This is a genomic window from Mesorhizobium sp. BR1-1-6 (genome assembly GCF_020165355.1).
Lineage (GTDB): Bacteria > Pseudomonadota > Alphaproteobacteria > Rhizobiales > Rhizobiaceae > Mesorhizobium.
Map to the genome: position 1 here is coordinate 103,867 of NZ_JAIUHZ010000013.1, position 21,134 is coordinate 125,000.

Genomic DNA, 21,134 nt, shown 5'->3' on the forward strand with positions numbered 1-21,134 from the left:
CATCTCCCCCTCAAGGGGGGAGATTGGCAACTTGTCTGTCCCGCGAATTTTCCGACGTTGGGTATTGGCGAAGCCAAAAATGACAGCCAATCTCCCCCCTTGCGGGGGAGATGTCCGGCAGGACAGAGGGGGGTGCCCAGGCGCGGTCCTAACCAACGTATCGCCAACCCATCGAGGGCCGCATGAACCGCGCCCTCGCGCTCCTCCGCCGTCGCCTCGTCGGCAGCGTCTTCGTGCTTTTGATCGTCGTCATCGGCACGTTCCTGCTGCTCGAGGCCGCCCCGGGCGACGCGGTCGATGCCTATATCGTCTCTACCGGCGGCGATGCCGGCATGATCGAGCTGTTGCGCCATCGCTGGGGCCTCGACCAGTCGGAGCTGACGCGGCTCGCCAACTATCTCTGGGCGCTGCTGCATCTCGATCTCGGCCAGTCCGTCACCTTTTCGCGGCCGATCCGCGACGTGATCCTCGAGCGCCTGCCGACCACGCTGTGGTTGATGGGCAGCGCCACCGCGCTTTCCTTCGGCCTCGGCTCGGCGCTGGGCATCTATGCCGGCGCCAGGCCGGGCAGTTTTCGCGACCGTTTTCTCTCCATCGGTTCGCTGGCGCTCTACGCGGTGCCGGGTTTCTGGCTCGGCCTGGTGCTGATCGTCGTCTTCGCTGTCGACCTGCGCTGGCTGCCGATCGGCGGCATCGAGACCATCGCCTCCGGCAAGGCCGGCCTCGACCGCGCCGCCGACATCGCCATCCATCTCGTCCTGCCGGTCTCAGCCCTCGGCTTCATCTACCTGGCGCTCTATTTGCGGATGATGCGTGCCGGCATGACCGAGGTCTGGCGGCAGGATTTTGTGCTGGCCGCCCGCGCCAGGGGCTTGTCGCTCCCCCGCATCGTGCTTGCCCATGTCGCCCGCAATGCGCTGCTGCCATTGGTCACGATGCTCGGCCTGCAGTCGGCGCAGATGCTGGGCGGTAGCGTCGTCATCGAGAGTGTTTTTGCCGTGCCCGGTCTGGGTCGGCTGGCGCAGGAGGCAGTGGCCGCGCGCGACACGCCCTTGCTGCTTGGCATCATTCTCGTCAGCGCCGTCCTGGTCATCGTCATCAATCTTCTCGTCGATGTCGCCTATGCCTTTCTCGACCCGCGCGTCGGCGCCAACGAGGCCGGCACATGAGCACGCTCCGCCGCTTTCTGCGCACGCCGGAGGCGGTCGCCGGCGCCATCCTCCTGGCGGCATTGTGCGTCACGGCCCTGTCAGCGCCGCTGCTGTTTCCGGGCGACCCGCAAGCCATCGCCGGCCCGGCGCTGCTGCCGCCCTTCCAGGACTGGTCGCTGCCGCTCGGCACGGATCGCCTCGGCCGCGACGTGCTGGCCGAGCTTTTCCACGGCGCCCGCACATCGCTTGCCGTCGGCCTTGCGGCAGCCGCCGCCGCACTGGCCATCGGCTCGATGGTGGGCACGGTGGCCGGGTTTGCCGGCGGCCTCACCGACGAGGTGCTGATGCGCGTCACCGATGCCTTCCAGACCGTGCCGGGCTTTTTGCTGGCTCTGGCCTTCGTCAGCGTCGTCGGCCCTTCGCTCGGCGTCGTCGTGGCGGCAATAGCGCTCGGCACCTGGACCGGGCCCGCGCGCGTGGCCCGCGCGGAAGTGCTGTCGATCCGCGAGCGCGACTACGTTGCCGGCGCGCGCGTCATCGGCATGCATCCGCTGGAAATCGCCTTTCGCGAGGTGCTGCCCAATGCCTTGCCGCCGGTGCTGGCGCTGTCCTCGGTGATCGTGGCAGCGGCGATCCTCACCGAGGCGGCTTTGTCGTTCCTCGGCCTTGGCGACCCCAATCGGGTCACCTGGGGCGGCATGATAGCTGAGGGCCGCGCCGTGCTGCGCACCGCGCCCTTCCTGTCGATCGTACCCGGCATAGCACTGGTCCTGACGGTGCTCGGCGTCTATCTCGCCGGTGAAGGCATCGTTGAAACCACGGCGGTCCGAAGAGGCCTGTCGTGACCGCGCTGGCTTCGATCCGCAACCTCGCGGTGACCTACCGCCGTGACGACGGCGAGGTGGTGGCGCTGAGAGACATCAGCCTCGACATCAAGGCTGGCGAGCGGCTGGCCGTCATCGGCGAAAGCGGTTCGGGCAAAAGTACGCTGGCTTTGGCGATTGCGGGGTTGTTGCCGGCGAGCGCCAGGATTGACGGACGTATCGATTGGGTTTTGCCAGCGTTGGGTGCGAAGGCACCCCCCTCTGTCCTGCCGGACATCTCCCCCTCAAGGGGGGAGATTGGCAGCTTCGCCGATGGCTCCCCTACACCATTGGGGATTGGCGAAGGCCGAGATGAAGGTGCAATCTCCCCCCTTGAGGGGGAGATGTCCGGCAGGACAGAGGGGGGCCTCATAGAACGCAGCGTCCAAAAGACCACTTCCAAACCAAGCCCCACACCCCTCCTCGGCCGCGATATCGGCTTCATCTTTCAAGACCCGTCCGCCAGCCTCGATCCTGTCATGACCGTCGGCAAACAGATCGCCGAAGTCTCCCGAACCCATCTCGGTCTCACATGGCCTCAGGCATACGCCAAGGCGAAGGATCTGCTCGAACGCGTCCGTCTGCCCGACCCGGACTCCGCCCTGCGCGCCTATCCGCATCAGCTGTCCGGCGGCCAGAAGCAGCGTGTGGCGATTGCAGCCGCGATCGCAGCCGGCCCAAGACTTTTGATCGCCGACGAGGCGACCAGCGCGCTCGACACCATCGTGCAGGCCGAGATCGTCGCACTGATCCGGCGGCTGGTGGAAGAAGACGGCATGACGCTGCTGTTCATCAGTCACGACATTGCGCTGGCCGCCGAGCTGGCGGACCGCATTGCCGTGTTCCGGCATGGCGAATTGATCGAACTTGGCGCCACGCAACAGATCGTCAGTGCGCCAACTGAAGCCTACACGCGCGCGCTGCTCGAGGCCCATATCGGCCTCGACGCCGAACCGCTGCACCACGGCATGATCGCATGAGCGTCCCCGTGCTTGCAGTTTCCAACCTTACCAGGCACTACCGCCGTGGCGGCAAGACGGTTACCGGGGTCGACGACGTTTCTTTCGAAATCGGGCCCGGCGAGACGCTGGCGCTGGCCGGACCCTCCGGCAGCGGCAAGTCGACGATCGCCCGGCTGGTGCTGCGGCTGATCGAGCCGGATGCCGGCCGGATCGAGTTTGAAGGCCATGATTTCCTGGCTCTGGGCGGCGCCAGCTTGCGTGCGCGTCGCGCTCGCTTGCAGATGGTGTTCCAGGATCCGCTTGCCGCCTTCAATCCGCGCGCCACGGTGGCGCGCGTGCTTGACGATCCTTTGCGCATCCACGGCGTCGCCTCCCGTTCCGAGCGCCCGCGCCGTATCGCCGCCCTGCTGGAGCGCGTCGGGCTTGCGGCGGAGCTCGCCTCTCGCGCCATCCACGAAATCTCGGGCGGCCAGCGGCAGCGGGTGGCGATTGCCCGCGCCATGGCCACGAAACCCTCGCTGATCGTGCTCGACGAAGCGGTGTCGGCACTCGATGTTTCGGTGCGCGGACAGATCCTTGATCTTTTGCTCGACCTGCAACGCCAGGAACGGATCGCTTATCTCTTCATTTCGCATGATCTCGGCGTCGTCAGGGCCGTCGCCCACCGCGTCATCCTTCTCGACGGCGGGCGGATTGCCGAGAGCGGCGATGCCCGCGCCGTCATCGATGCGCCGCGATCGGCTATCGGCAAGGCACTCGTGGCAGCCGCACCAAAGCTCAGAAGAACCACGCAGGAAGCATCATGATCGACCCCGAAGCCAGAGCCGAGAAACTGTCGCGCGAACTAGATTCCGCATTCCGCAACCGGGCCGACCTCTATCGCCTGTTCCTGGATCAGTTGACCGGAGAGCTGGGCGCCGAAAGAGCCGAGGCGATAATGACCCGGACCATCGAGCAGCGCGGCAAGGAAGTGGCCGCAGCCGCCTTCGCCGCATTCGGTCCCAACGACGCGCGCTCAATCGGCGAAGCTTTCCTGTCGGTCAGCCCGGATGACGGCCGGATGTATCCGACCGATGTCGAACGAGGGCCCGACCGCATCGCCTTCAAGGTGAAACGCTGCCCTCTCAAGGATGCCTGGGTCGAGGCCGGCGTCGGCGAGGAAAAACTCGCGACGCTCTGCCGCATCGCCGGCGCCTTCGACCGTGGCCTGTTCGAGGCGACCGGCGTGCGTTTCGACAATGTCACCTGGACGCCCGGCCACGGCAGCGGCTGCTGCCACATCGCGCTGACCAACCGCGATGCCGGCTAGCAATCGACGGCCTTAGCCGCCGACCATCAGCCTGACGACCTCGTCATGGTTGGTCTCGGAAATCTTGCGCTCGCCGGCCTGGATCCCACGCCGCAGCACGACGATGCGATCGGAAACGGCGAAGATGTCCTGCAGATTATGCGAGATGAAGATCACGCCGCGCCCTTGCGCCTTGAGCTGATGGATGAGCGAAATCACCTTGCGCTGCTCCGGCACGCCGAGCGCGGCCGTCGGTTCATCCATGATCAGGATCTGCGCGTCCCAGTAGACGGCGCGGCCGATGGCCACGGCCTGGCGCTGGCCGCCGGAGAAATTGCTGACCGGCGCGTTCAATCGGCTGACGTGGAAGTCCAGCCGCTTCATCGTCTCCCTGGCGGCCTCGGCCATGGCCTTGCGGTCGAGCACCGGCAGGAAGCCGAACGCCTTGCGCATCGGTTCGCGGCCGAGGAAGATGTTGGCACCGATCGACAGATTGTCGGCCAGCGCGAGATCCTGGTAGATCGTCTCGATGCCCTTTTCGCGCGCCTCCTGCGGCGTGGCGAAAGCCACCGGCTGACCTCTGAGCAGGATTTCTCCGCCCGTCGGCTGGAACACGCCCGATATTGCCTTGATCAGGGTCGTCTTGCCGGCGCCATTGTCGCCGGCAAGCGCCACCACTTCGCCCGGCCGCACGGCCATGGAGAAATCGTTGAGCGCCCGTACCGCACCGAAGTGCTTGGAAAGGTTCCGGACTTCGAGGAGGGGCTCGGTGCTATTCATCCTGACGGGCTCCACTGAACCGGCGCTGCGCCTGGTCGATGAGAACGGAAATGATGATGACGACGCCGACGGCGATGAACTGCCAGAACGGCTCCACATTGACGAAGACCAGCCCGTATTGGATGACCGCGATCACCAGCGCGCCGGCGACGGTGCCGAAGATCGTGCCGGAGCCGCCGAACAGGCTGGCGCCGCCGATCACCACCGCCGCGACGCTGTCGAGCAGCAGCGGTTCGCCGGCCTGCGCTGCCCCCGCCGTGAAGCGCGCGGCATAGAGCGCGCCGCCAAGGCCGGCGCACATTGCCGACAGCACGTAGAGCCGCAGGATGTGGCCCCTGATGTCGATGCCGGCGCGGCGCGCCGCCTGCACATTGGCGCCGATGGCGTAATTGTGCTGGCCGAACCGGGTCTGGCTGAGCAGATAGTGCATCACGACGACGAAGACAGCGGCGATCATCACCAGATAGGGCACGCCATGGAACTTGCCGTTGCCGAGCAGTGCGAACCAGGAGTTCTGTACCGGCACCGTCGTGCCGCCGGCAAGCAGGAAGGCGACACCGCGGGCGACGCCGAACATGCCGAGCGTGCCGATGAAGGGCGGAACCCTGAGCCGCGAGATCAGCAAGCCGTTGATGACGCCGGGCACGCCGGCCACGATCACCGCGGCAAGGATGCCGGCCAGCATGGCCAACGGCAACGGAATGGCGGCGCCCGCCATGTTGGTGGCATGCGCGGCGATGACCGCGGCAAGGCCCATGATGAAGCCCAGCGAAAGGTCGATGCCGCCTGATATGATGACAAAGGTCTGCCCGGTCGCCAAAAGCAGCGGCGCCACGGCGAAAATCGCGATGGATTGAAGATTGAACGGATTGAGCACGAAAGTGGCGCCGAAGGCGCTCCGCGACCAGATCTCGAAACAGATGATCAGGCCGGCGAGAAACAGCCAGGCGCGCCCCTCGGCGATGCGTGCGATCCAGCTCCTGGCGGGATCGCCGTGGTCAGCCTGGGGGGCGACATGCTTCTCGGCTGGCTGTGCTGGTGATGTCGAGGTCATGAGTACTCCGCGGCGCGGCTGCCTTCAAACAGGTCCCGCCCTGGCGGGACCGGCACAGGCTCCTCCCGGCGCACCGGGAAGAGCCAAGCTGGTCCGGACTTACTCGGAATAGAGATACTTCGAGATGTTCGGATCGGCGATGTTGGACTTGTCCATGATCGTGAAGCCGGTGCCGATCATGACCGGGATGGATTGGCCGGTCAGGTGGGCATAGGCCGAGACGACGCCGAAATAGCCGATCTCTGCGGGATGCTGGGCGATCGCCACATCCACAAGGCCGGTGTTGATGTTGTCGACGATGCTGGTCGGAGCATCGAAGGCAACCACTTTGACGGTGCCCGTCTGCCCTGCCTGCTTGACGCCATTGGCGGCGCCCAGCGCCGAGAACAGATTGGCGCCGAACACGCCGACGAGGTCGGGGTTGCGCGCGAACACCGCCTGCAGCTGCGAGGCCGCCTTGTTGGCGTCGTCGTCATTGAACTGGGTCTCGAGAACGGTGATGCCGGGATGGTTGGCCATCTCCTTCTTGAAGCCTTCCTCGCGCTGGTCGGTGGTCGAGATGCCGGGCTTGACGTTGGAGACGTAGACCTTGCCCTTGTCGCCGACGGCCTTGGCAAGCGCCCGCGCCGCGATTTCGCCGCCCAGCACATTGTCCGAAGCGATGTAGGCCAGCGGGAAATCGGCGTCACCCGCTCCGGTCTGATAGGCGCCGGTGCCGATGAACGTATCCACGGTGATGACCGGAATGCCTGCGTCATTGGCCTTGCGCAGCGGCTCGACCAGCTGGACCTTGTCGGTAGGCGCGATCAGGATCGCGTCCGGCTTCTTGGCGATGACCGCGTCGAGCACCGGCACCTGGGTGACCGGATTGAACTCAGGAGCGCCCTGGAAGACCAGATTCACGCCAAGGGCGTCGGCCGCGGCCTGGGCGCCCTTGCGCATGGTGATGTAGAAACCGTCGGTGGTCAGGCCCGGAACGAGCGCGATGGTGTATTTCTTGTCCTGCGCCTGCGCGGGCGCGATAAGCACCGTCGCGCTGACGGCGAGAGCCGCAAGCGCGGCAACGATCTTCTTCATGACATCCTCCTCATTGTGTTGGCAGATCTGCCGTTGCAAGTGACATCGAATGGCCGTCGTCCGCTTGGGACAAGACGGCCGGGAACGCCTGTTTGCTTTTCGCGGGCAGCTCCTCCCAAGCGCCCTCCAGTCGATATGTCAGCCGGTCCAGCCGACCGGCACGATAGCCACGGTCACTTCCTCGCCTCCGCGAGGTCAGAGAACCACAGCACCCGGCATGCATTGCACGCCAAGTTCACAAACTTGTAACACTTTGCAGAAATAAATTGCAACTCGGTTTTCCGGGTCGCAACGCCGGATTTTTCACGCAACATCCGACTGCTCCACAAAGTCCCGCCGAACTATTGCCTCGACTTCTCGGCGGCACAACCGATTTCGTAAAATCGCCCTCGCGAACTGGAATGCGGCGGCGGGGCGGCGGGCGGCACTATCGCGGCGGCAGGGTAGCGAGGATGGCTTGCGCCGTCTTCGTATCCGTTATCACGGCGTTGATCAGCTGAGCGCGAGCGGCGCCGATGATGGCCGTCGCCTTTTCCGGCGACGCCGCGACACCGATCACCAGCGGCACGGCGCGGAGCTGCGCCGGCGACATAGCGATCATCCGGCCCTCTCCTTCCCAGGCGATCAGCGCGCCATCGGCATCGAAATAATGCCGAAGGACATCGCCGGCCGCATGGACCAGCGCCTGCTCGCTCGGCGTGGCGGCGCTCGCCTCGGGTGCATTGATGGCATGCGGCAGGCCGATGCCGACGATCGCCACATCGGTCCTGTCCCACAGCGCGACGGCATCGCTGATGGCGGCATCACCAAGGAAGACTTCACGCAATTCACTGGAAGGCAGATAGGGCGCATGAATGAAGTGCGGTGTCCCGCCGAACTCCTCGGCGGCGAGGCGGACGAATTCGTTGACCTGAAAATGCGCCGCGTGCTGCTGCATGCCGCCGGTGGCGGCAACGGTCAGCACGCCCGGAATGCGCGGCAGGCCGGCGCGGATCACCTCGCGCACCGCGCGCCCCCAGCCGATGGCGACCACGGAGCCGGCCACCAATTGCGCCTGCTTGAGAAGGCCGCCGAGCGGGCCGGCCAGCGCCGTCAGCGCGCCTGCGGCCGGCGTCTCGACCACCGCTGCGTCACGCAGGCCTAGCCTATCGATTAGCTGTCCGGTGATCTCCTCAGGTGCCGCCAGATCGAGAACCTCGATACGGACGATCCCTTCCGCCCGCGCCCGCTGCAAGAGGCGCGATATGGTCGCGGTGGAGACGCCAAGCTGCCGCGCGATATCGACCTGCGACATCTCCGCCTCGTAATGCAGTTTGGCGACCGTGTGCAGCATCGTGCGCGATGCGGTCGCATCCTGAATGGGAGGGACAGCCAGCTTGCAATTCCTTTCAGCAACGTGTTACACACGTATACGCCGATGGGAGTTATCGCGCAAATCCGGCGAACTCGCAACTTGAGGCCGTCCTGCCCAGGCGCCGGCAAGGTGTGCTTTTCCGGGCAATGGACGGCGCATCAAGACGGCAATTCTCCCCTGCCGGCAGGCGGGCAAAAACTGAACATTCTTGTTTCCACGGGATCCGCGCCCTCGGCCAGAGAGCGCCAACATCGGACAGAGACCATGACAAAGATGACCACCGCGGAGCTGCGCGGCTATCAGCAGATATGCGGCAAGGACGGGGCCATGCTGGCCATCGCCTGCGACCAGCGCGGCGGCATGCGCACCTTGCTGGCGTCGGATCCGGCCGAACAGGCCAGGATCACCAACGACATGCTCGGCGACACCAAGGCCGACATCACGCGCTACCTTGCAAGTGCCGCGTCCTGCGTGCTGCTCGACCCGCTCTGCGCGGTGCCGCGGGTTGTCGAGGAGGGCGTGCTGAACCGCGATACCGCGCTGCTTATCGGCCTCGACGCCTCGGGTTTCGACGTCTCGCCTGAAGGCTATCGCCTGTCGCGCCTTGTCCCCGGCATCGATGCGCGCCGCGTGCGCGAACTGGGTGGCACGGGCGGCAAGATCATGGTGTATCTGCGGGCCGACAAGCCCGAAGCGAATGAGCACAACATCGCCATCCTGCGCCAATGCATCGCCGATTTCGGGCAGGAAGATTTGTTGCTCGTCGTCGAATTCCTGACCTATCAGCTCGAAGACGAAAGCCCGGAAGATTATGCGGCGAAGACCCCCTGGCTCGTCGAGGAAGGCACAAGGATATCGCTGGAGTGCGGGGCAAAGGTGCTGAAGCTTCCGTATCCCGGAACGCCGGAAGCCTGCGCCAACATCACCAGAATGGCTGGCGAGGTGCCGTGGGCGGTGCTTTCGGCCGGCGTCAACCACGCCACCTTCCTCGGCCAGGTCGAGATTGCCATGCAGAACGGCGCCTCCGGCGTCATCGCCGGCCGCTCGCTGTGGAAGGACTGCATCTCGCTCGATCGTGACATTCAGCGCGAAAGGCTTAAGACCATCGCGGTGCCGCGATTGCGTGAGATCCAGGCGGTAATCGGGCATCACCGGCGCAAGGCCGCCGCCTGATATCCGCGTTGGATCACCGACACGTGCAGGACGTCATGCCTCTCAGCATAGGGATAGATATAGGCGGCACCAATCTGCGGGCCGCCCGCATTTCGGGCGCCGGCGAAATCCTCGAACGTCTGTCCGAAAAGAGCGCGCCGGACCCGCAGGCTGTGCTCTCGCGGATCGCCGGGATGGTGCGCCGGCTCGACACATCGGAGGTTTCGGCCATCGGCATCGGTGTTCCCGGTCGCGTCGACGCGGATCGCCGCGCGGTCCTGTCCGGCGGCTACGTCAATCTGGCCTCCGTCTCGCTGGCGCAGCGCCTGGAAGACATGGCCGGCAAGCCCGTCGTCATCGACAATGACTGCAACATGGCACTGGTCGCCGAGATGGCGCTCGGCGCCGGCCGGGGCCATCACGACGTCGCCATGTTCACCATCGGCACCGGCATTGGCGGGGCCGTCGCTCAACATCGGCGGATCGTGCGTGGCCGGGCAACGGCAGGGCAGCTCGGCCACATCACTGTCGACGTCAATGGCGAGGTCTGCGCCTGCGGCCGGCGCGGTTGTGTCGAGACCACCAGTTCGGGCACCGCGCTTGGCCGTCACATCGCGCGGGCCGGCTTGCGTACCGACCTTTCGGTCGACCAGCTCTTTGCCCGCGACGCCGCCGGAGACATCCAGGCGCGCACTATACTCGAAGCCTGGGCAATGCCCTTACGTGCCGCCATCGATACCAGCGTCGCCATGTTCGACCCCGGTGTCGTCCTGCTCGGCGGCGGTCTTGGCTGGGCGGCACACAAGGCGCTCGGCCGCGCGCCGGCCCTGGCGCCGTGGTACCAGTGCCCGGTCGAGCCGGCGCAGCTCGGCGACGACGCCGGCGTGATCGGGGCGGGATTGCAGGCGCTGGCCGGAACAGACATGGCGACAGCGCCGATTTTTGGCCGGCATTTTGTGCAAGCCGGCGCGGCCAGGCGCGCCGTGCTGGTCAACGGCATCCCGGCCAGCGGCAAGAGCACGGTGTCGCGCGGCATCGCCGACCGCATGGGATGGCCGTTGCTTGCGCTCGACACGATCAAGAATCCGTTTCTCGAGGTGCTCGGCGGCGGCGACCGCGCATTCAACCGCACGCTCGGCCGCGCCAGCTATCGGGCGATCTGGTCAGTCGTCGGCGAAGCCCCAGCGGGCTCCACATTCATCGTCGACGCCTGGTTCGGTTTCCAGCCGCGCGAGCTGCTCGATGATCATCTCAGGAATGCCGGGGTCGAACAGACCGTCGAAATCTGGTGCCATGCGCCCGGCGAAGTCCTTGCCGAGCGTTACGGCGCCCGGCTCGGCCAGCGTCTCCCCGGCCATCCAGGCGCGTCCTATATCCCCGAACTGATCGAACTCGCCAGGCGCGCCGAACCGCTGCGGCGCGGTCCGCTCTTCGACGTCGACACGACGAAACCGATCGACCTCGATGCCATCACGGCATGGCTGCGAGCGATGATGACGGGCGACGTTTAGAATGTTGGTGGACAAGAAGCATGTGGCCTGGCCTGCCTAGTCAATAACCGACGGTGAAGCGCTGCTTTATGTGGGCGGGCTTCTCGATCTCGTCGACCATCGCGATGGCGTAATCCTCGAAGGAAATGCTGCTGCCCTTGTGCGAAGCCAGAAGCGTGTCCTTGCCGAGGCGGAACTTGCCGGTTCGCTCGCCCGGGATGAACATGGCGGACGGCGACAGGAACGTCCAATCGAGGTCATCGATGGTCTTCAACTTGTCGAGGAAGTCGGCGCCCTTCTGCGCCTCGGCCTTGTAGATGTCGGGAAATTCGGGCGTGTCGACCAGCCGCTTGCCGGGCGCGACCTCAAGGCTGCCCGCACCGCCGACGACCAGGTAGCGCTTCACGCCGGAGGCTCGCACCGCGGCGATCAGCGTGTCGGCATCGCTGTCGAGGAAATGCACCGAACTGATCACCACATCATGGCCGCGGATCAGCTTGGCCAGGCCTTCCATGTCGAAGACATCGCCCTTCCTGGCCGTCACGCCAGGCAGCGCAGCGATTTTTTCAGGATTGCGGGCGATGCCGGTGACGGTATGGCCACGGTCGGAGAGTTCCTTGAGCAGGCGCGAACCGACTTCGCCCGATGCGCCGATGAGAGCGACTTTTGCCATATCTTTTTCCATTCCTTGTTGGAGGTCGGTTGGGGATCACGCGGCCGCGATATGAGCGAGGAGATTGTCGAAACTGCCGAACAGCGCGTTCGAACCGATGAGGCGCGGCGCATCGTTGCTGATGATGGCGAGCGAAGGCACGCCGTTGGAATGCAGGCGCTGGAACAGCGCGCGGCCTCGGCCGACCAGTTCGCGGTGAGCTGTCAGCAATCCTTCGGTTGGCGCCTTCACCAGTTCGCGGGCATCGGCCATGCCGGCGTCGGCGAGCACCTCGGCGACACCGCCGACCGTGACGATATCGCGCCCATCGACATAGCGCGCGTTCTGGATCGCCTTCAGCGCGGCCAGCCGGCGGCCGGGATCTTCCGGGCCCGCTGCGGTAATCGCGAGGGTCGCGGCATGGGAATCCAGCAACGTGCCGCGAACATTCAGCACGTTGTCCCGATAGGCCTGCGTGAAAACCTGTCCCGTTAACCGCTCGATGCGCTGGTCGTTCGCCCAGGCATGGGCGGCAAAACCGTCATCCATCGGCCGAGCGCCTGCCCCCGAAAACAGCCCGGTCGGCAAGAGCTCGACGCGCACGCCGCTGCCGGACAGTTTTTCGAGCATCGGGCTTGCGCCATAGCACCAGCCGCAGAGCGGATCGAAAAGGTAGGTCACTTCTGGATTGCCCACGGTCGCCCGGTCTCCGTTGCGGTGGCGTTGGCTGCCCCGTCCGCCAAATGTCTTGGCTTACATGTGGCAGGTGATGGTCTTGCAATAAATGGTGCCCAATAATACAAACTGTCTGATCTAATCAGACAAAGCATGTGACCGAACTCCTCAATCTCAATCGGCTCGTCTATTTCACCACGGTGATGGAGACAGGCTCGTTCACCACGGCGGCGGACCGGCTTGGCGTGGCCAAGGCCGTGGTCAGCCACCAGGTCGGCAGGCTTGAGCAGGAATTGGGCGCGACGCTCATGCGGCGCACGACGCGGCGTGTCACGCCGACCGAGGAGGGTCGCCTCTTCTACGACCGCGCGATGATCATCCTGCGCGAAGCAGAAGCGGCCTATGGTGAGATCTCGCACGGGGCAGTCGAACCCAAGGGAATGCTGAGGCTGACCGCGCCGCTCGACTATGGCACGAAGATCGTTGCGCCGGTCATGGCCGCCTATCTCCGAACTTATCCGCATATGCGCGTCGAGGCGATTTTCGATGACGCCGTCAGCAATCTGGTGGACGAGCAGATCGACCTCGGCATCCGCGTCGGCTGGCTTGCGGATTCGTCCAATCAGGCGCGGCGCCTGGGCACGATACAGCAGGTCGTGGTGGCGAACCCGACCTTCGCCGCAAGCCTGCCGCCCGATGTCACCCCGCGCCAGGCAAGATCGCTTGCCTGGGTCGGCAACGCCCAGCTGCGCGGCATCGGCCAATGGCTGTTTTCAAGAGAGGGAGAAACGGTGTTGACCGAACTCAACCCGGTCATCATGTGCGACAAGAGCCCGGCGGCTCTTGCCTGCGTGCTCGCCGGTATCGGATTGGGCGTATTTCCCGACTACAGTGTCGGCGACGATATCGCCGAGGGGCGTCTCGTGCCGGTATTTGCCGACTGGATGTTGCCTGCCGGCGGCATCCATGCCGTTTTCCCTCCGGCCCGGTTCCGGCCAGCCAAGGTCCGCGCCTTCGTCGAGTTGCTGGCGGCCGCCGAGAAGAAACGCTCGCGTCTCGTCGAAACGGCCTGAGGCGACGAGACAGCCCGCCAGCTCGAGGCTGACGGGCCGATCATTTTGGATCGCCGGGGCGCTCACCGATAGGTCGCAAATAGATACTCAATCCGCTCGCACGGCGCGGCCACCGGATGCGATACTGGCAGGCGAGATCATATTCGGCACCAGAATGTCATTGCGGCGCGCGAAGGCGATCAAGGTCGCCCGCACGGTTTCCGCATCGATCTTGCCGGCAATGCCGGCTTTGCAAGCGTTGAGGGCGACGGCATGGGCGCCGTTTCGGCTGGCAACGGGCCAGTCCTGCAACACGGCATATGCTTCCATCGCAGTCTCGATCGTTACCGGAAGCCCCATTCCGACCAAGATCGTCACGGGTTCTTCAAAGCGCATCTGTGCCATGATTTAAACCTCCATTCGATGGCAAACGAACCGAAGCATGTCGCGCAGCCTGGTGCGCGAAGACAGGTCGGCGCGGATAGGGCGGGTGCGCCGGTGTCGTCGGATTTCCGGCGGCCACGAGCCTGATCTCGGCTGGCTCGACCGGGCTTGGCTTGAGCACCGGCGAGCCTCGGCCAGGCGCCGGTAGCGCCCTATGCGCCCTGGCGAGCGCCTCGAGCCAGGCAAGGACGGAAAGCGGCGGAAGCGCCCGCCCATCGAGCCAGGCGGCGACCTGGCTTTGCGGGCAACCAAGCTCGTCGACGAGGTCTGCCGCTTTCCACCTCAACGTTTTCAGGCATTCACGCAATTGGCCCACGATCATGTCGGTCCTCTTCCCAACCGGACATCGGTCCATCGTTTGCTGTGGGGCTCCGATGATCGCGTCCTCCATCCCTGGTTGAGCCGCCGGAGCCTTCCGAGGCTGCCGACACATGCTGCGCGGCCAGGAACATCAGCGTCGACGCCGCCGTACGGCGGCTCCAGCCTGCGGACTCGGCCATGTCGAGAACACGCATCAACAATGGCCCCAGCACGCTCCTGCATTCTGCCTCGTAGGCGAGAAATTCGTTTGCCGGATGCGTGGGCGCCGAAACGGAACCGATACCGGTCATAGTGGTCTCTCTCCAAACTTTCCCCGGGAAGCGCCCGCTCCCCCTTGTGGGAGCGGGCGGCCTCCCGGCGTCCTAGAAGTCCATGCCCGCGCCGGCGGGCATGGCAGGGGTCGCGGCCTCCTTCTTTGGCTTCTCGGCCACCATCGCCTCGGTGGTGACCAGCAGGCCAGCGACGGAAGCGGCATCCTGAAGCGCGGTGCGCACGACCTTTGCCGGATCGATGACGCCTTGGCCGTAGAGATCGCCGAACTCGTTGGTCTGGGCGTTCCAGCCCCAGCCGAACTCGCTCTTCTCACGCAGCTTGCCGACGATGATCGAGCCCTCGGCGCCGGCGTTCTCCGCGATCTGGCGCACCGGGGTCTCGATCGCACGCCGCACGATCTCGACACCGGTCCTCTGGTCGGCATTGTCGATCGGCAAGGCATCGAGCGCCTTGGCGGCCCGGAGCAACGCGACGCCGCCGCCCGGGAGTACGCCTTCCTCGACCGCCGCACGGGTCGCATGCAGCGCGTCGTCGACACGGTCCTTGCGCTCCTTCACCTCGACTTCCGTCGAACCGCCGACACGGATGACGGCGACGCCACCGGCGAGCTTCGCCAGCCGCTCCTGCAGTTTCTCGCGGTCGTAGTCGGAGGTAGTCTCCTCGATCTGCGCTTTGATCTGGGCGATGCGGCCCTGGATCTCTTCCTTGCGGCCAACGCCGTCGACGATGGTGGTGTTTTCTTTTTCGATCACCACTTTCTTGGCGCGGCCCAGCATCTGCAGCGTGACATTCTCGAGCTTGATGCCGAGATCCTCGCTGATCGCCGTGCCGCCGGTGAGGATGGCAATATCCTCCAGCATCGCCTTGCGGCGATCGCCGAAGCCGGGCGCCTTGACTGCCGCGACCTTCAGGCCGCCGCGCAATTTGTTCACGACCAGCGTGGCGAGCGCCTCGCCCTCGACATCCTCGGCGATGATCAGCAGCGGCTTGCCCGACTGCACGACTGCCTCGAGGACGGGGAGCATGGCTTGCAGGTTGGACAGTTTCTTCTCGTGGATCAGCACATAGGGCTCTTCGAGCTCGACGCGCATCTTGTCCTGGTTGGTGATGAAGTACGGGCTGAGATAGCCGCGGTCGAACTGCATGCCTTCGACCACCTCCAGTTCGGTCTCGGCGGTCTTGGCCTCCTCCACCGTGATGACACCTTCATTGCCGACCTTCTCCATCGCCTCGGCGAGGAACCGGCCGATCTCGGGATCGCCATTGGCCGAAATGGTGCCGACCTGGGCGATCTCATCGTTTTTCGTCACCTTGCGGGCGTTGGCCTTCAGTTCGGCGACGACCGCTTCCACGGCCTTGTCGATGCCGCGTTTCAAATCCATCGGATTCATGCCCGAGGCGACGGCCTTGGCGCCTTCCTTGACGATGGCTTGGGCCAGAACGGTCGCGGTTGTGGTGCCGTCGCCGGCGATGTCGTTGGTCTTCGAAGCGACTTCGCGCACCATCTGCGCGCCCATGTTTTCGAACTTGTCTTCCAGTTCGATCTCCTTGGCCACCGTCACACCATCCTTGGTGATGCGCGGCGCGCCGAAGGATTTATCGATAACGACGTTGCGGCCTTTGGGACCGAGCGTCACCTTCACCGCATTGGCCAGAATGTCGACGCCGCGCAGCATCTTCTCGCGGGCTTCGGTATGGAATTTCACTTCCTTGGCAGCCATTGGATCACTCCTTCAATTTAGGCAGCTTTCGTTGACTGATAACTTGGCAAGAAGCCGTCAGGCGGCCTTCTTCACGGTCGCGGTCTGCTCGATCACGCCCATCACATCGCTTTCCTTCATGATGATCAGGTCTTGGCCGCCGAGCTTGATCTCGGTGCCGGACCATTTGCCGAACAGAATGCGGTCACCCACCTTGACGTCGAGCGGCTGTAGCTGCCCGGCTTCGTTTCGGGCGCCGGGGCCGGCGGCGATCACCTCGCCTTCCTGCGGCTTTTCCTTGGCTGTGTCGGGAATGATAATGCCGCCAGCCGTTTTCTCCTCGGCTTCGATGCGGCGGACCAGGATACGGTCGTGCAATGGGCGGAACGTCATGTCGTTCTCCTTCAAGGACAAACAGTTTTTGAGGTTCCTCCGCGCCGGACCGGCAATATCGGCCCGGCAAGAGGTGCCGCGACCCTTGTTCAGGCATCGCGCGCGCATATCGAGCTAGTTTTGGAATTTTCCGGTTTCAAGAGGTCCGCGCAAAAATTTTGGCACTCGTCGCATGAGAGTGCCAACGCGTTGTTATCATGCAGGGATTCTCGCCAGGTCGACGATTTCACCGCTTGAATTTTGGTGAAGAGCCAACAAGATTATCCGGGCCGGCGCTGCCAAAGCACAGCCGGAAACTGGACGCTATCGAGGAGTTTTTGCAGACGGAGGACAGCGATGGACCGACAGAAATTTTCGCCGATCATGCCTTCCCTGACTGACACGCCCGACACCTCGCTTGACCGGCTGCTTTCGCCGGCGAGGCACTTCAAACATCCTGACGAGGTATTGGAAGACGACGCGCTCGACCTCTGGGAAAAGCGGGCGATCCTGTCGTCTTGGGCCTCGGATGCCTGCGCGGTGGAGTCGATGCCGGAACTGCGCCTGCCGCCGGGAGTCGAGCGGCCGGTTTCCTTCGACCACGTCATGGAGGCCTTGTGCAAGCTCGACATCGACGTGCCGGCGCCGCGGTCCACGCCGGATGAATTCCGGCACGACTTCGCCAGGATGAATGCATGAGGTCGTAAGCGAAAGGAGAAACATATGGTGACTGCGGTCAGCAGAGAATTCCGCCTGCAGATGGACGGCTACGGCCTGACCACGGCCGAGATTCACTATCATATGCCTGACTACCCCAACCTGCTGCAGCTCTATGTCTGGCAGGAATACGACCTCGCTCCCGATTTCCCGGAGCTGAAGGGCTTCCTTGGCTATTGGGAAAGCGAACTGGACGGCACGCTGCATTCCGTGCGCGTCGCACATCATCGTCTAATCACACCGTCGGAATGGCGCGCCGTTGACGGCATCGTTGCCATCCATTGAGCGGATCACATTGAGCGGATCAAAAAACCTGAAGCGCGTCGCCTGCAACGCGGCGCGCTCAAAGGCTCGATTGAGCATACCTAAAATCAGAGTTCCCGAGCAGGATGAGTGATGGGATTCGTGTCATCCTGCTCTGACAGCCATCGGCTGGGCCGTCCTTGACATCGCCGCGGAACGGAATTGCTGGGGCGAAGCGGAGCGGCCCCTCGTCAGGCCGGCTCGCTTGGCCGCCTTCAAGAAGGCCTTGTAGGCGGCACGCCCGCTGCGCCAGCCATCCAGCGCATCACGGCATGCACGGCCGGCGGCGCGCCAGCTTGGTCCGCGCGCCCATTTCGGCCATTGTTGATCCAGGCATTCCAGAGCCTCGAAGCTGCTGGCGACCTTGCGTGGGGCGTCCGACAATTCGAGGGTAATCGGCTGGGGAAACCGAATATCGTTCATCACTTCCTCCGTTTTTTGACGTCTTTTTGCGAGTAAGCAATCGGATGGCGTCACCGGCGACCGTCCATCCGTGATCGAGATGGTCAGCCGTTCAGGCCGCGTCAAGGGCCGCCGGAATCTCGACGAGACGTTCGATCAGGCCTCTTGACGCCACGCCCGTCAGTTCCCAGATCGATTCCGCCGGCGCCGGAAGGGCCGGCAGGTCAAGGAGTGCCGCATCCTTGGCACTCCTCGTACCCATGTTGCTCAGCGAAGGAGGATATGGCTATGAGAACCGCTTTCGACTTTTCACCACTCTATCGGTCGAGCATAGGCTTCGACCGTATTTTCGACCTGCTGGAGAATGCCAGCCGCACGGCGAACGTCGACAACTGGCCGCCCTACGATATCTCCAGGACCGGTGACGACGCCTACCGCATCACCATGGCGGTAGCCGGCTTCAGTCAAGACGAATTGAGCATCGTGCATGAACCCAACATGCTCGTCATCGCCGGCGAGCGTGCCGGAGAGGACAATGGCGAATACCTGCATCGCGGCATCGCCGGACGGCCGTTTGAGCGACGCTTCGAACTTGCCGACCATGTGAAGGTGACCGGCGCCGGCCTCGTCAACGGTCTCCTGACCGTCGATCTTCAGCGTGAGATTCCCGAAGAGATGAAACCGCGCAAGATCGAGATCGGCACCAGCATGGCCAAAGCCAAGGAAAAATCCGCGGCAAAGCCCGTGCAAGTGGAAAAACAGGCCGCGTGAGGCAATTCGGGTCAGGGCTTCCACCAACCGGACGCCGGTCGCCCGGTGGTGGAGACGCAAGCAAAGAGGAGAAAGACAATGAGCGTACGTGATCTCATTCCTTTTGGCCGGGAACGCGGACAGGTGCCCAGCCTTTTGCGCGATGGCGAACGTGATCCGTTCATGTCGTTGCACCGCGAGGTCAACCGTCTTTTCGACGATGTTTTCCGTGGTTTCGGTTCGGGGCTGCCATCCTTGTCTTCCGTTGCCGCCGAGGGCGCACGCTGGCCAAGCGTCGAGATCTCCGACACTGGAAAGGAGGTCCGTGTCACGGCCGAAGTGCCCGGCATGGAGGAAAAGGACATCGAGGTCCTGCTCGATGACGACGTGCTGACCCTGAAGGGCGAAAAGCGGTCCGAGACCGAGGACAAGGAGCGCCAGTTCTCCGAGCGCTATTACGGCCGTTTCGAGCGCCGCATTCCGCTCGGCGTCGAGGTAGAGCAAGACAATGTCGAAGCGCGCTTCAGGAACGGCGTCCTGACGGTTACATTGCCGAAGACCGCGAAAGCGCAAGCGCAGGCAAAGCGGATCGAAATCAAGAGTTGAACCACCTATGCCGGCGGTTGGATAAACCCACCCGCCGGTTCAGGTCGAGATGTTGACGGCTTACACTGCGGACGCCATTGCTTTGCCGGCTGGATTATTTTCGGCGACAGGTCTGTCTTTTGTGCGGTGGCCCGGCTTGCCCGCCCCCCTGGTCGCTTTGGCTTGGCTTGGCTTTGGCGGGCGGATTGTGTTTGGTTTTGCGGGATTTGTTTTTGACCTTGGGCGTCGGCTTTGGGTATTTGCGGGCCCGTGATGAGGGTTCTCAAATCAGCGGGGGGCCATCAGCCGGATACAAGAACAGCCCGGGGTGAGCCGGGCTGTTTTGATTTGGTTGCGGGGACAGGATTTGAACCTGTGACCTTCAGGTTATGAGCCTGACGAGCTACCGGGCTGCTCCACCCCGCGCCACCTATGAGCAAGCGTGAGCTTGCTTCGACCTCTGGAAGCAGGTGTTTCTGCTTCGATGTTTGGAAGCGGGCGATTGCCTGCTTCGCGCCGCCAAATTGAAAGGGCCGCTTACGCGGCCCGTTGTCCCGTTGGCGGGCCTGTTCGTGAAGAGAAGATTTCACATCCATCCGATTGGGATGTGAGTTTAACGTGCGTTTGGCAGACCTGGCAGCGACCTACTCTCCCGCGTCTTGAGACGAAGTACCATCAGCGCTGGAGCGTTTCACGGCCGAGTTCGGAATGGGATCGGGTGCAGCCGCTCCGCCATAACCACCAGGTCGGCAAAACGCACGTTATTCGAGAAGCTGGGTTAGGGATTGGGCAGTAGGCAATAGTGAGCAGGGGATGCCTATTCGCTATTGGCTCGTTGCTCTTCACCTGCCTTTTTGTGCCTGAGCGACATCCACAGTTTGCTTTCGGGCAAAGCCCGCAAGCGCGACTGCGCGTCGCCGGTCGTCCGGCGCCCTCGCGGAGCATAGGCCCGTAAGGGCCGCTCATGCGTGAGCGCTGGCCAGACCATCGTGTTTCACGATGGGCATAAGGAATGAGAACGATCAAGCCGATCGAACTATTAGTACCGGTAAGCTTCAAGCGTTGCCGCTCTTCCACACCCGGCCTATCAACGTGGTCGTCTTCCACGGTTCTCAGGGAATACTCGTTTTAAGGTGGGTTTCCCGCTTAGATGCCTTCAGCGGTTATCCCGTCCGGATATAGCTACCCTGCTATGCGGCTGGCGCCACAACAGGTCCACCAGAGATCCGTCCATCCCGGTCCTCTCGTACTAGGGACAGATCCTTTCAATATTCCTACACCCACGGCAGATAGGGACCGAACTGTCTCACGACGTTCTGAACCCAACTCACGTACCGCTTTAAATGGCGAACAGCCATACCCTTGGGACCTGCTCCAGCCCCAGGATGCGATGAGTCGACATCGAGGTGCCAAACAACCCCGTCGATATGGACTCTTGGGGGTCATCAGCCTGTTATCCCCGGCGTACCTTTTATCCGTTGAGCGATGGCCCTTCCACGCGGGACCACCGGATCACTATGACCGACTTTCGTCTCTGCTCGACTTGTCAGTCTCGCAGTCAGGCAGGCTTATGCCATTGCACTCAGCGAACGATTTCCGACCGTTCTGAGCCCACCATCGCGCGCCTCCGTTACTCTTTAGGAGGCGACCGCCCCAGTCAAACTACCCACCATACATTGTCCCGGACCCGGATAACGGGCCGCGGTTAGACATCCAT

Annotated in this window: 24 protein-coding genes, 1 tRNA gene and 2 rRNA genes (1 of these 27 running past the window's edge); 12 read left to right on the forward strand and 15 right to left on the reverse strand. The window is 63.7% G+C overall.

The features are described 5' to 3' along the window. Window positions 1-182: 182 nt before the first annotated feature. Genes LB545_RS22060 through LB545_RS22080 form a run of 5 tightly spaced genes read left to right on the forward strand, consistent with a single transcriptional unit; the run spans window position 183 to window position 4,285 of the window. Complete coding sequence (locus LB545_RS22060) at window positions 183-1,169, forward strand: ABC transporter permease (RefSeq protein WP_140650429.1); 987 nt, start codon at window positions 183-185, stop codon at window positions 1,167-1,169. Continuing rightward, entirely contained in the window at window positions 1,166-1,996 is an 831-nt protein-coding gene (locus LB545_RS22065; protein WP_140584095.1) for an ABC transporter permease, read from the forward strand. The genes LB545_RS22060 and LB545_RS22065 overlap by 4 nt, the downstream gene beginning before the upstream one ends. Beyond that, complete coding sequence (locus LB545_RS22070; RefSeq protein ID WP_318012557.1) at window positions 1,993-2,994, forward strand: ABC transporter ATP-binding protein; 1,002 nt, start codon at window positions 1,993-1,995, stop codon at window positions 2,992-2,994. The genes LB545_RS22065 and LB545_RS22070 overlap by 4 nt, the downstream gene beginning before the upstream one ends. Continuing rightward, window positions 2,991-3,782 carry an ATP-binding cassette domain-containing protein gene (locus tag LB545_RS22075; RefSeq protein WP_224705853.1) on the forward strand — a complete coding sequence of 264 codons (792 nt, stop codon included), beginning with the start codon at window positions 2,991-2,993 and terminating at the stop codon, window positions 3,780-3,782. The genes LB545_RS22070 and LB545_RS22075 overlap by 4 nt, the downstream gene beginning before the upstream one ends. Further along, window positions 3,779-4,285 (forward strand): L-2-amino-thiazoline-4-carboxylic acid hydrolase, encoded by a 507-nt coding sequence (locus LB545_RS22080; protein WP_140624445.1) that lies wholly within the window; start codon window positions 3,779-3,781, stop codon window positions 4,283-4,285. Before LB545_RS22075 ends, LB545_RS22080 begins: the two co-directional genes overlap by 4 nt. Before the next feature lie 12 nt (window positions 4,286-4,297). Here LB545_RS22080 and LB545_RS22085 read toward each other — a convergent pair whose 3' ends face one another. From LB545_RS22085 to LB545_RS22100, 4 genes are all read right to left on the reverse strand, one after another. After that, on the reverse strand, window positions 4,298-5,044 hold the full coding sequence (locus tag LB545_RS22085) for an ATP-binding cassette domain-containing protein (protein ID WP_140500435.1): 747 nt from the start codon (window positions 5,042-5,044) through the stop codon (window positions 4,298-4,300). Beyond that, window positions 5,037-6,098 (reverse strand): ABC transporter permease subunit, encoded by a 1,062-nt coding sequence (locus LB545_RS22090; RefSeq protein WP_140500436.1) that lies wholly within the window; start codon window positions 6,096-6,098, stop codon window positions 5,037-5,039. Before LB545_RS22090 ends, LB545_RS22085 begins: the two co-directional genes overlap by 8 nt. A 99-nt stretch (window positions 6,099-6,197) precedes the next feature. Beyond that, on the reverse strand, window positions 6,198-7,175 hold the full coding sequence (locus tag LB545_RS22095) for an ABC transporter substrate-binding protein (RefSeq protein WP_140584091.1): 978 nt from the start codon (window positions 7,173-7,175) through the stop codon (window positions 6,198-6,200). A 427-nt stretch (window positions 7,176-7,602) separates the two neighbouring features. After that, window positions 7,603-8,508 (reverse strand): sugar-binding transcriptional regulator, encoded by a 906-nt coding sequence (locus LB545_RS22100; RefSeq protein ID WP_140500440.1) that lies wholly within the window; start codon window positions 8,506-8,508, stop codon window positions 7,603-7,605. Window positions 8,509-8,793: 285 nt separating this feature from the next. Here LB545_RS22100 and LB545_RS22105 point away from each other — a divergent pair, with 285 nt between their 5' ends. Then, window positions 8,794-9,702, forward strand: coding sequence for a tagatose-bisphosphate aldolase (locus tag LB545_RS22105; RefSeq protein ID WP_140500441.1), 909 nt, complete (start codon window positions 8,794-8,796; stop codon window positions 9,700-9,702). Between the two features lie 35 nt (window positions 9,703-9,737). Further along, a complete protein-coding gene (locus LB545_RS22110) occupies window positions 9,738-11,192 on the forward strand; it encodes an ROK family protein (protein WP_140522616.1) in 1,455 nt (484 codons plus the stop codon). A 40-nt stretch (window positions 11,193-11,232) separates the two neighbouring features. On the opposite strand, the gene LB545_RS22115 is transcribed toward LB545_RS22110, so the two are convergent. Both LB545_RS22115 and LB545_RS22120 read right to left on the reverse strand, forming a co-directional pair. Beyond that, entirely contained in the window at window positions 11,233-11,844 is a 612-nt protein-coding gene (locus LB545_RS22115) for an NAD(P)-dependent oxidoreductase (protein ID WP_140899028.1), read from the reverse strand. 36 nt (window positions 11,845-11,880) lie between these two features. Further along, window positions 11,881-12,519: a DsbA family protein gene (locus tag LB545_RS22120; RefSeq protein WP_224705855.1), complete on the reverse strand. Its 639-nt coding sequence runs from the start codon at window positions 12,517-12,519 to the stop codon at window positions 11,881-11,883. Between the two features lie 134 nt (window positions 12,520-12,653). Here LB545_RS22120 and LB545_RS22125 point away from each other — a divergent pair, with 134 nt between their 5' ends. Then, entirely contained in the window at window positions 12,654-13,571 is a 918-nt protein-coding gene (locus LB545_RS22125; RefSeq protein WP_140879510.1) for a LysR family transcriptional regulator, read from the forward strand. Window positions 13,572-13,658: 87 nt separating this feature from the next. Here the strand turns inward: LB545_RS22125 and LB545_RS22130 are convergent, their stop codons facing one another. From LB545_RS22130 to LB545_RS22145, 4 genes are all read right to left on the reverse strand, one after another. Next, on the reverse strand, window positions 13,659-13,955 hold the full coding sequence (locus tag LB545_RS22130) for a DUF982 domain-containing protein (RefSeq protein ID WP_140565961.1): 297 nt from the start codon (window positions 13,953-13,955) through the stop codon (window positions 13,659-13,661). A gap of 338 nt (window positions 13,956-14,293) precedes the next feature. Then, a complete protein-coding gene (locus LB545_RS22135; protein WP_224518917.1) occupies window positions 14,294-14,605 on the reverse strand; it encodes a hypothetical protein in 312 nt (103 codons plus the stop codon). A gap of 72 nt (window positions 14,606-14,677) precedes the next feature. Continuing rightward, complete coding sequence (groL, locus tag LB545_RS22140) at window positions 14,678-16,309, reverse strand: chaperonin GroEL (protein WP_140513825.1); 1,632 nt, start codon at window positions 16,307-16,309, stop codon at window positions 14,678-14,680. A 57-nt stretch (window positions 16,310-16,366) separates the two neighbouring features. Then, window positions 16,367-16,681 (reverse strand): co-chaperone GroES, encoded by a 315-nt coding sequence (locus LB545_RS22145; protein ID WP_140513826.1) that lies wholly within the window; start codon window positions 16,679-16,681, stop codon window positions 16,367-16,369. Between the two features lie 336 nt (window positions 16,682-17,017). Between LB545_RS22145 and LB545_RS22150 the strand changes: the two genes are divergently transcribed. Together LB545_RS22150 and LB545_RS22155 are read left to right on the forward strand one after the other, a co-directional pair. Beyond that, window positions 17,018-17,359, forward strand: coding sequence for a hypothetical protein (locus LB545_RS22150; RefSeq protein WP_224518916.1), 342 nt, complete (start codon window positions 17,018-17,020; stop codon window positions 17,357-17,359). Between the two features lie 24 nt (window positions 17,360-17,383). Beyond that, window positions 17,384-17,662, forward strand: coding sequence for an usg protein (locus LB545_RS22155; RefSeq protein ID WP_140500453.1), 279 nt, complete (start codon window positions 17,384-17,386; stop codon window positions 17,660-17,662). A 123-nt stretch (window positions 17,663-17,785) separates the two neighbouring features. Here the strand turns inward: LB545_RS22155 and LB545_RS22160 are convergent, their stop codons facing one another. Together LB545_RS22160 and LB545_RS22165 are read right to left on the reverse strand one after the other, a co-directional pair. Beyond that, a complete protein-coding gene (locus tag LB545_RS22160; RefSeq protein ID WP_140500455.1) occupies window positions 17,786-18,103 on the reverse strand; it encodes a DUF982 domain-containing protein in 318 nt (105 codons plus the stop codon). A 91-nt stretch (window positions 18,104-18,194) separates the two neighbouring features. Continuing rightward, window positions 18,195-18,344 carry a hypothetical protein gene (locus LB545_RS22165; RefSeq protein ID WP_181165362.1) on the reverse strand — a complete coding sequence of 50 codons (150 nt, stop codon included), beginning with the start codon at window positions 18,342-18,344 and terminating at the stop codon, window positions 18,195-18,197. A 26-nt stretch (window positions 18,345-18,370) separates the two neighbouring features. On the opposite strand from LB545_RS22165, the gene LB545_RS22170 reads away from it, so the two are divergent. Both LB545_RS22170 and LB545_RS22175 read left to right on the forward strand, forming a co-directional pair. After that, a complete protein-coding gene (locus LB545_RS22170) occupies window positions 18,371-18,853 on the forward strand; it encodes an Hsp20 family protein (RefSeq protein WP_140522628.1) in 483 nt (160 codons plus the stop codon). A gap of 78 nt (window positions 18,854-18,931) precedes the next feature. Further along, window positions 18,932-19,438, forward strand: coding sequence for an Hsp20/alpha crystallin family protein (locus LB545_RS22175; protein ID WP_140522630.1), 507 nt, complete (start codon window positions 18,932-18,934; stop codon window positions 19,436-19,438). 328 nt (window positions 19,439-19,766) lie between these two features. Here the strand turns inward: LB545_RS22175 and LB545_RS22180 are convergent. From LB545_RS22180 to LB545_RS22190, 3 genes are all read right to left on the reverse strand, one after another. Then, window positions 19,767-19,843 (reverse strand) — tRNA-Met (locus tag LB545_RS22180). A gap of 205 nt (window positions 19,844-20,048) precedes the next feature. Further along, window positions 20,049-20,163, reverse strand: a 5S ribosomal RNA gene (gene rrf / locus LB545_RS22185). Window positions 20,164-20,435: 272 nt separating this feature from the next. Further along, window positions 20,436-21,134: ribosomal RNA gene (locus tag LB545_RS22190) — 23S ribosomal RNA — on the reverse strand (it continues 2,112 nt past the right edge of the window).

Excerpts from the sequence above, each read along its gene's own strand:
- LB545_RS22135 (WP_224518917.1), bottom strand. The coding sequence starts at position 14,605 with ATGACCGGTATCGGTTCCGTTTCGGCGCCCACGCATCCGGCAAACGAA.
- LB545_RS22090 (WP_140500436.1), bottom strand. The coding sequence starts at position 6,098 with ATGACCTCGACATCACCAGCACAGCCAGCCGAGAAGCATGTCGCCCCC.
- LB545_RS22105 (WP_140500441.1), top strand. The coding sequence starts at position 8,794 with ATGACAAAGATGACCACCGCGGAGCTGCGCGGCTATCAGCAGATATGC.
- LB545_RS22060 (WP_140650429.1), top strand. The coding sequence starts at position 183 with ATGAACCGCGCCCTCGCGCTCCTCCGCCGTCGCCTCGTCGGCAGCGTC.
- LB545_RS22100 (WP_140500440.1), bottom strand. The coding sequence starts at position 8,508 with ATGCTGCACACGGTCGCCAAACTGCATTACGAGGCGGAGATGTCGCAG.
- LB545_RS22130 (WP_140565961.1), bottom strand. The coding sequence starts at position 13,955 with ATGGCACAGATGCGCTTTGAAGAACCCGTGACGATCTTGGTCGGAATG.
- LB545_RS22175 (WP_140522630.1), top strand. The coding sequence starts at position 18,932 with ATGAGCGTACGTGATCTCATTCCTTTTGGCCGGGAACGCGGACAGGTG.
- LB545_RS22080 (WP_140624445.1), top strand. The coding sequence starts at position 3,779 with ATGATCGACCCCGAAGCCAGAGCCGAGAAACTGTCGCGCGAACTAGAT.
- LB545_RS22165 (WP_181165362.1), bottom strand. The coding sequence starts at position 18,344 with ATGGGTACGAGGAGTGCCAAGGATGCGGCACTCCTTGACCTGCCGGCC.
- LB545_RS22075 (WP_224705853.1), top strand. The coding sequence starts at position 2,991 with ATGAGCGTCCCCGTGCTTGCAGTTTCCAACCTTACCAGGCACTACCGC.
- LB545_RS22110 (WP_140522616.1), top strand. The coding sequence starts at position 9,738 with ATGCCTCTCAGCATAGGGATAGATATAGGCGGCACCAATCTGCGGGCC.
- LB545_RS22065 (WP_140584095.1), top strand. The coding sequence starts at position 1,166 with ATGAGCACGCTCCGCCGCTTTCTGCGCACGCCGGAGGCGGTCGCCGGC.
- LB545_RS22085 (WP_140500435.1), bottom strand. The coding sequence starts at position 5,044 with ATGAATAGCACCGAGCCCCTCCTCGAAGTCCGGAACCTTTCCAAGCAC.
- LB545_RS22170 (WP_140522628.1), top strand. The coding sequence starts at position 18,371 with ATGAGAACCGCTTTCGACTTTTCACCACTCTATCGGTCGAGCATAGGC.
- LB545_RS22145 (WP_140513826.1), bottom strand. The coding sequence starts at position 16,681 with ATGACGTTCCGCCCATTGCACGACCGTATCCTGGTCCGCCGCATCGAA.
- groL (WP_140513825.1), bottom strand. The coding sequence starts at position 16,309 with ATGGCTGCCAAGGAAGTGAAATTCCATACCGAAGCCCGCGAGAAGATG.
- LB545_RS22115 (WP_140899028.1), bottom strand. The coding sequence starts at position 11,844 with ATGGCAAAAGTCGCTCTCATCGGCGCATCGGGCGAAGTCGGTTCGCGC.
- LB545_RS22095 (WP_140584091.1), bottom strand. The coding sequence starts at position 7,175 with ATGAAGAAGATCGTTGCCGCGCTTGCGGCTCTCGCCGTCAGCGCGACG.
- LB545_RS22150 (WP_224518916.1), top strand. The coding sequence starts at position 17,018 with ATGGACCGACAGAAATTTTCGCCGATCATGCCTTCCCTGACTGACACG.
- LB545_RS22155 (WP_140500453.1), top strand. The coding sequence starts at position 17,384 with ATGGTGACTGCGGTCAGCAGAGAATTCCGCCTGCAGATGGACGGCTAC.
- LB545_RS22160 (WP_140500455.1), bottom strand. The coding sequence starts at position 18,103 with ATGAACGATATTCGGTTTCCCCAGCCGATTACCCTCGAATTGTCGGAC.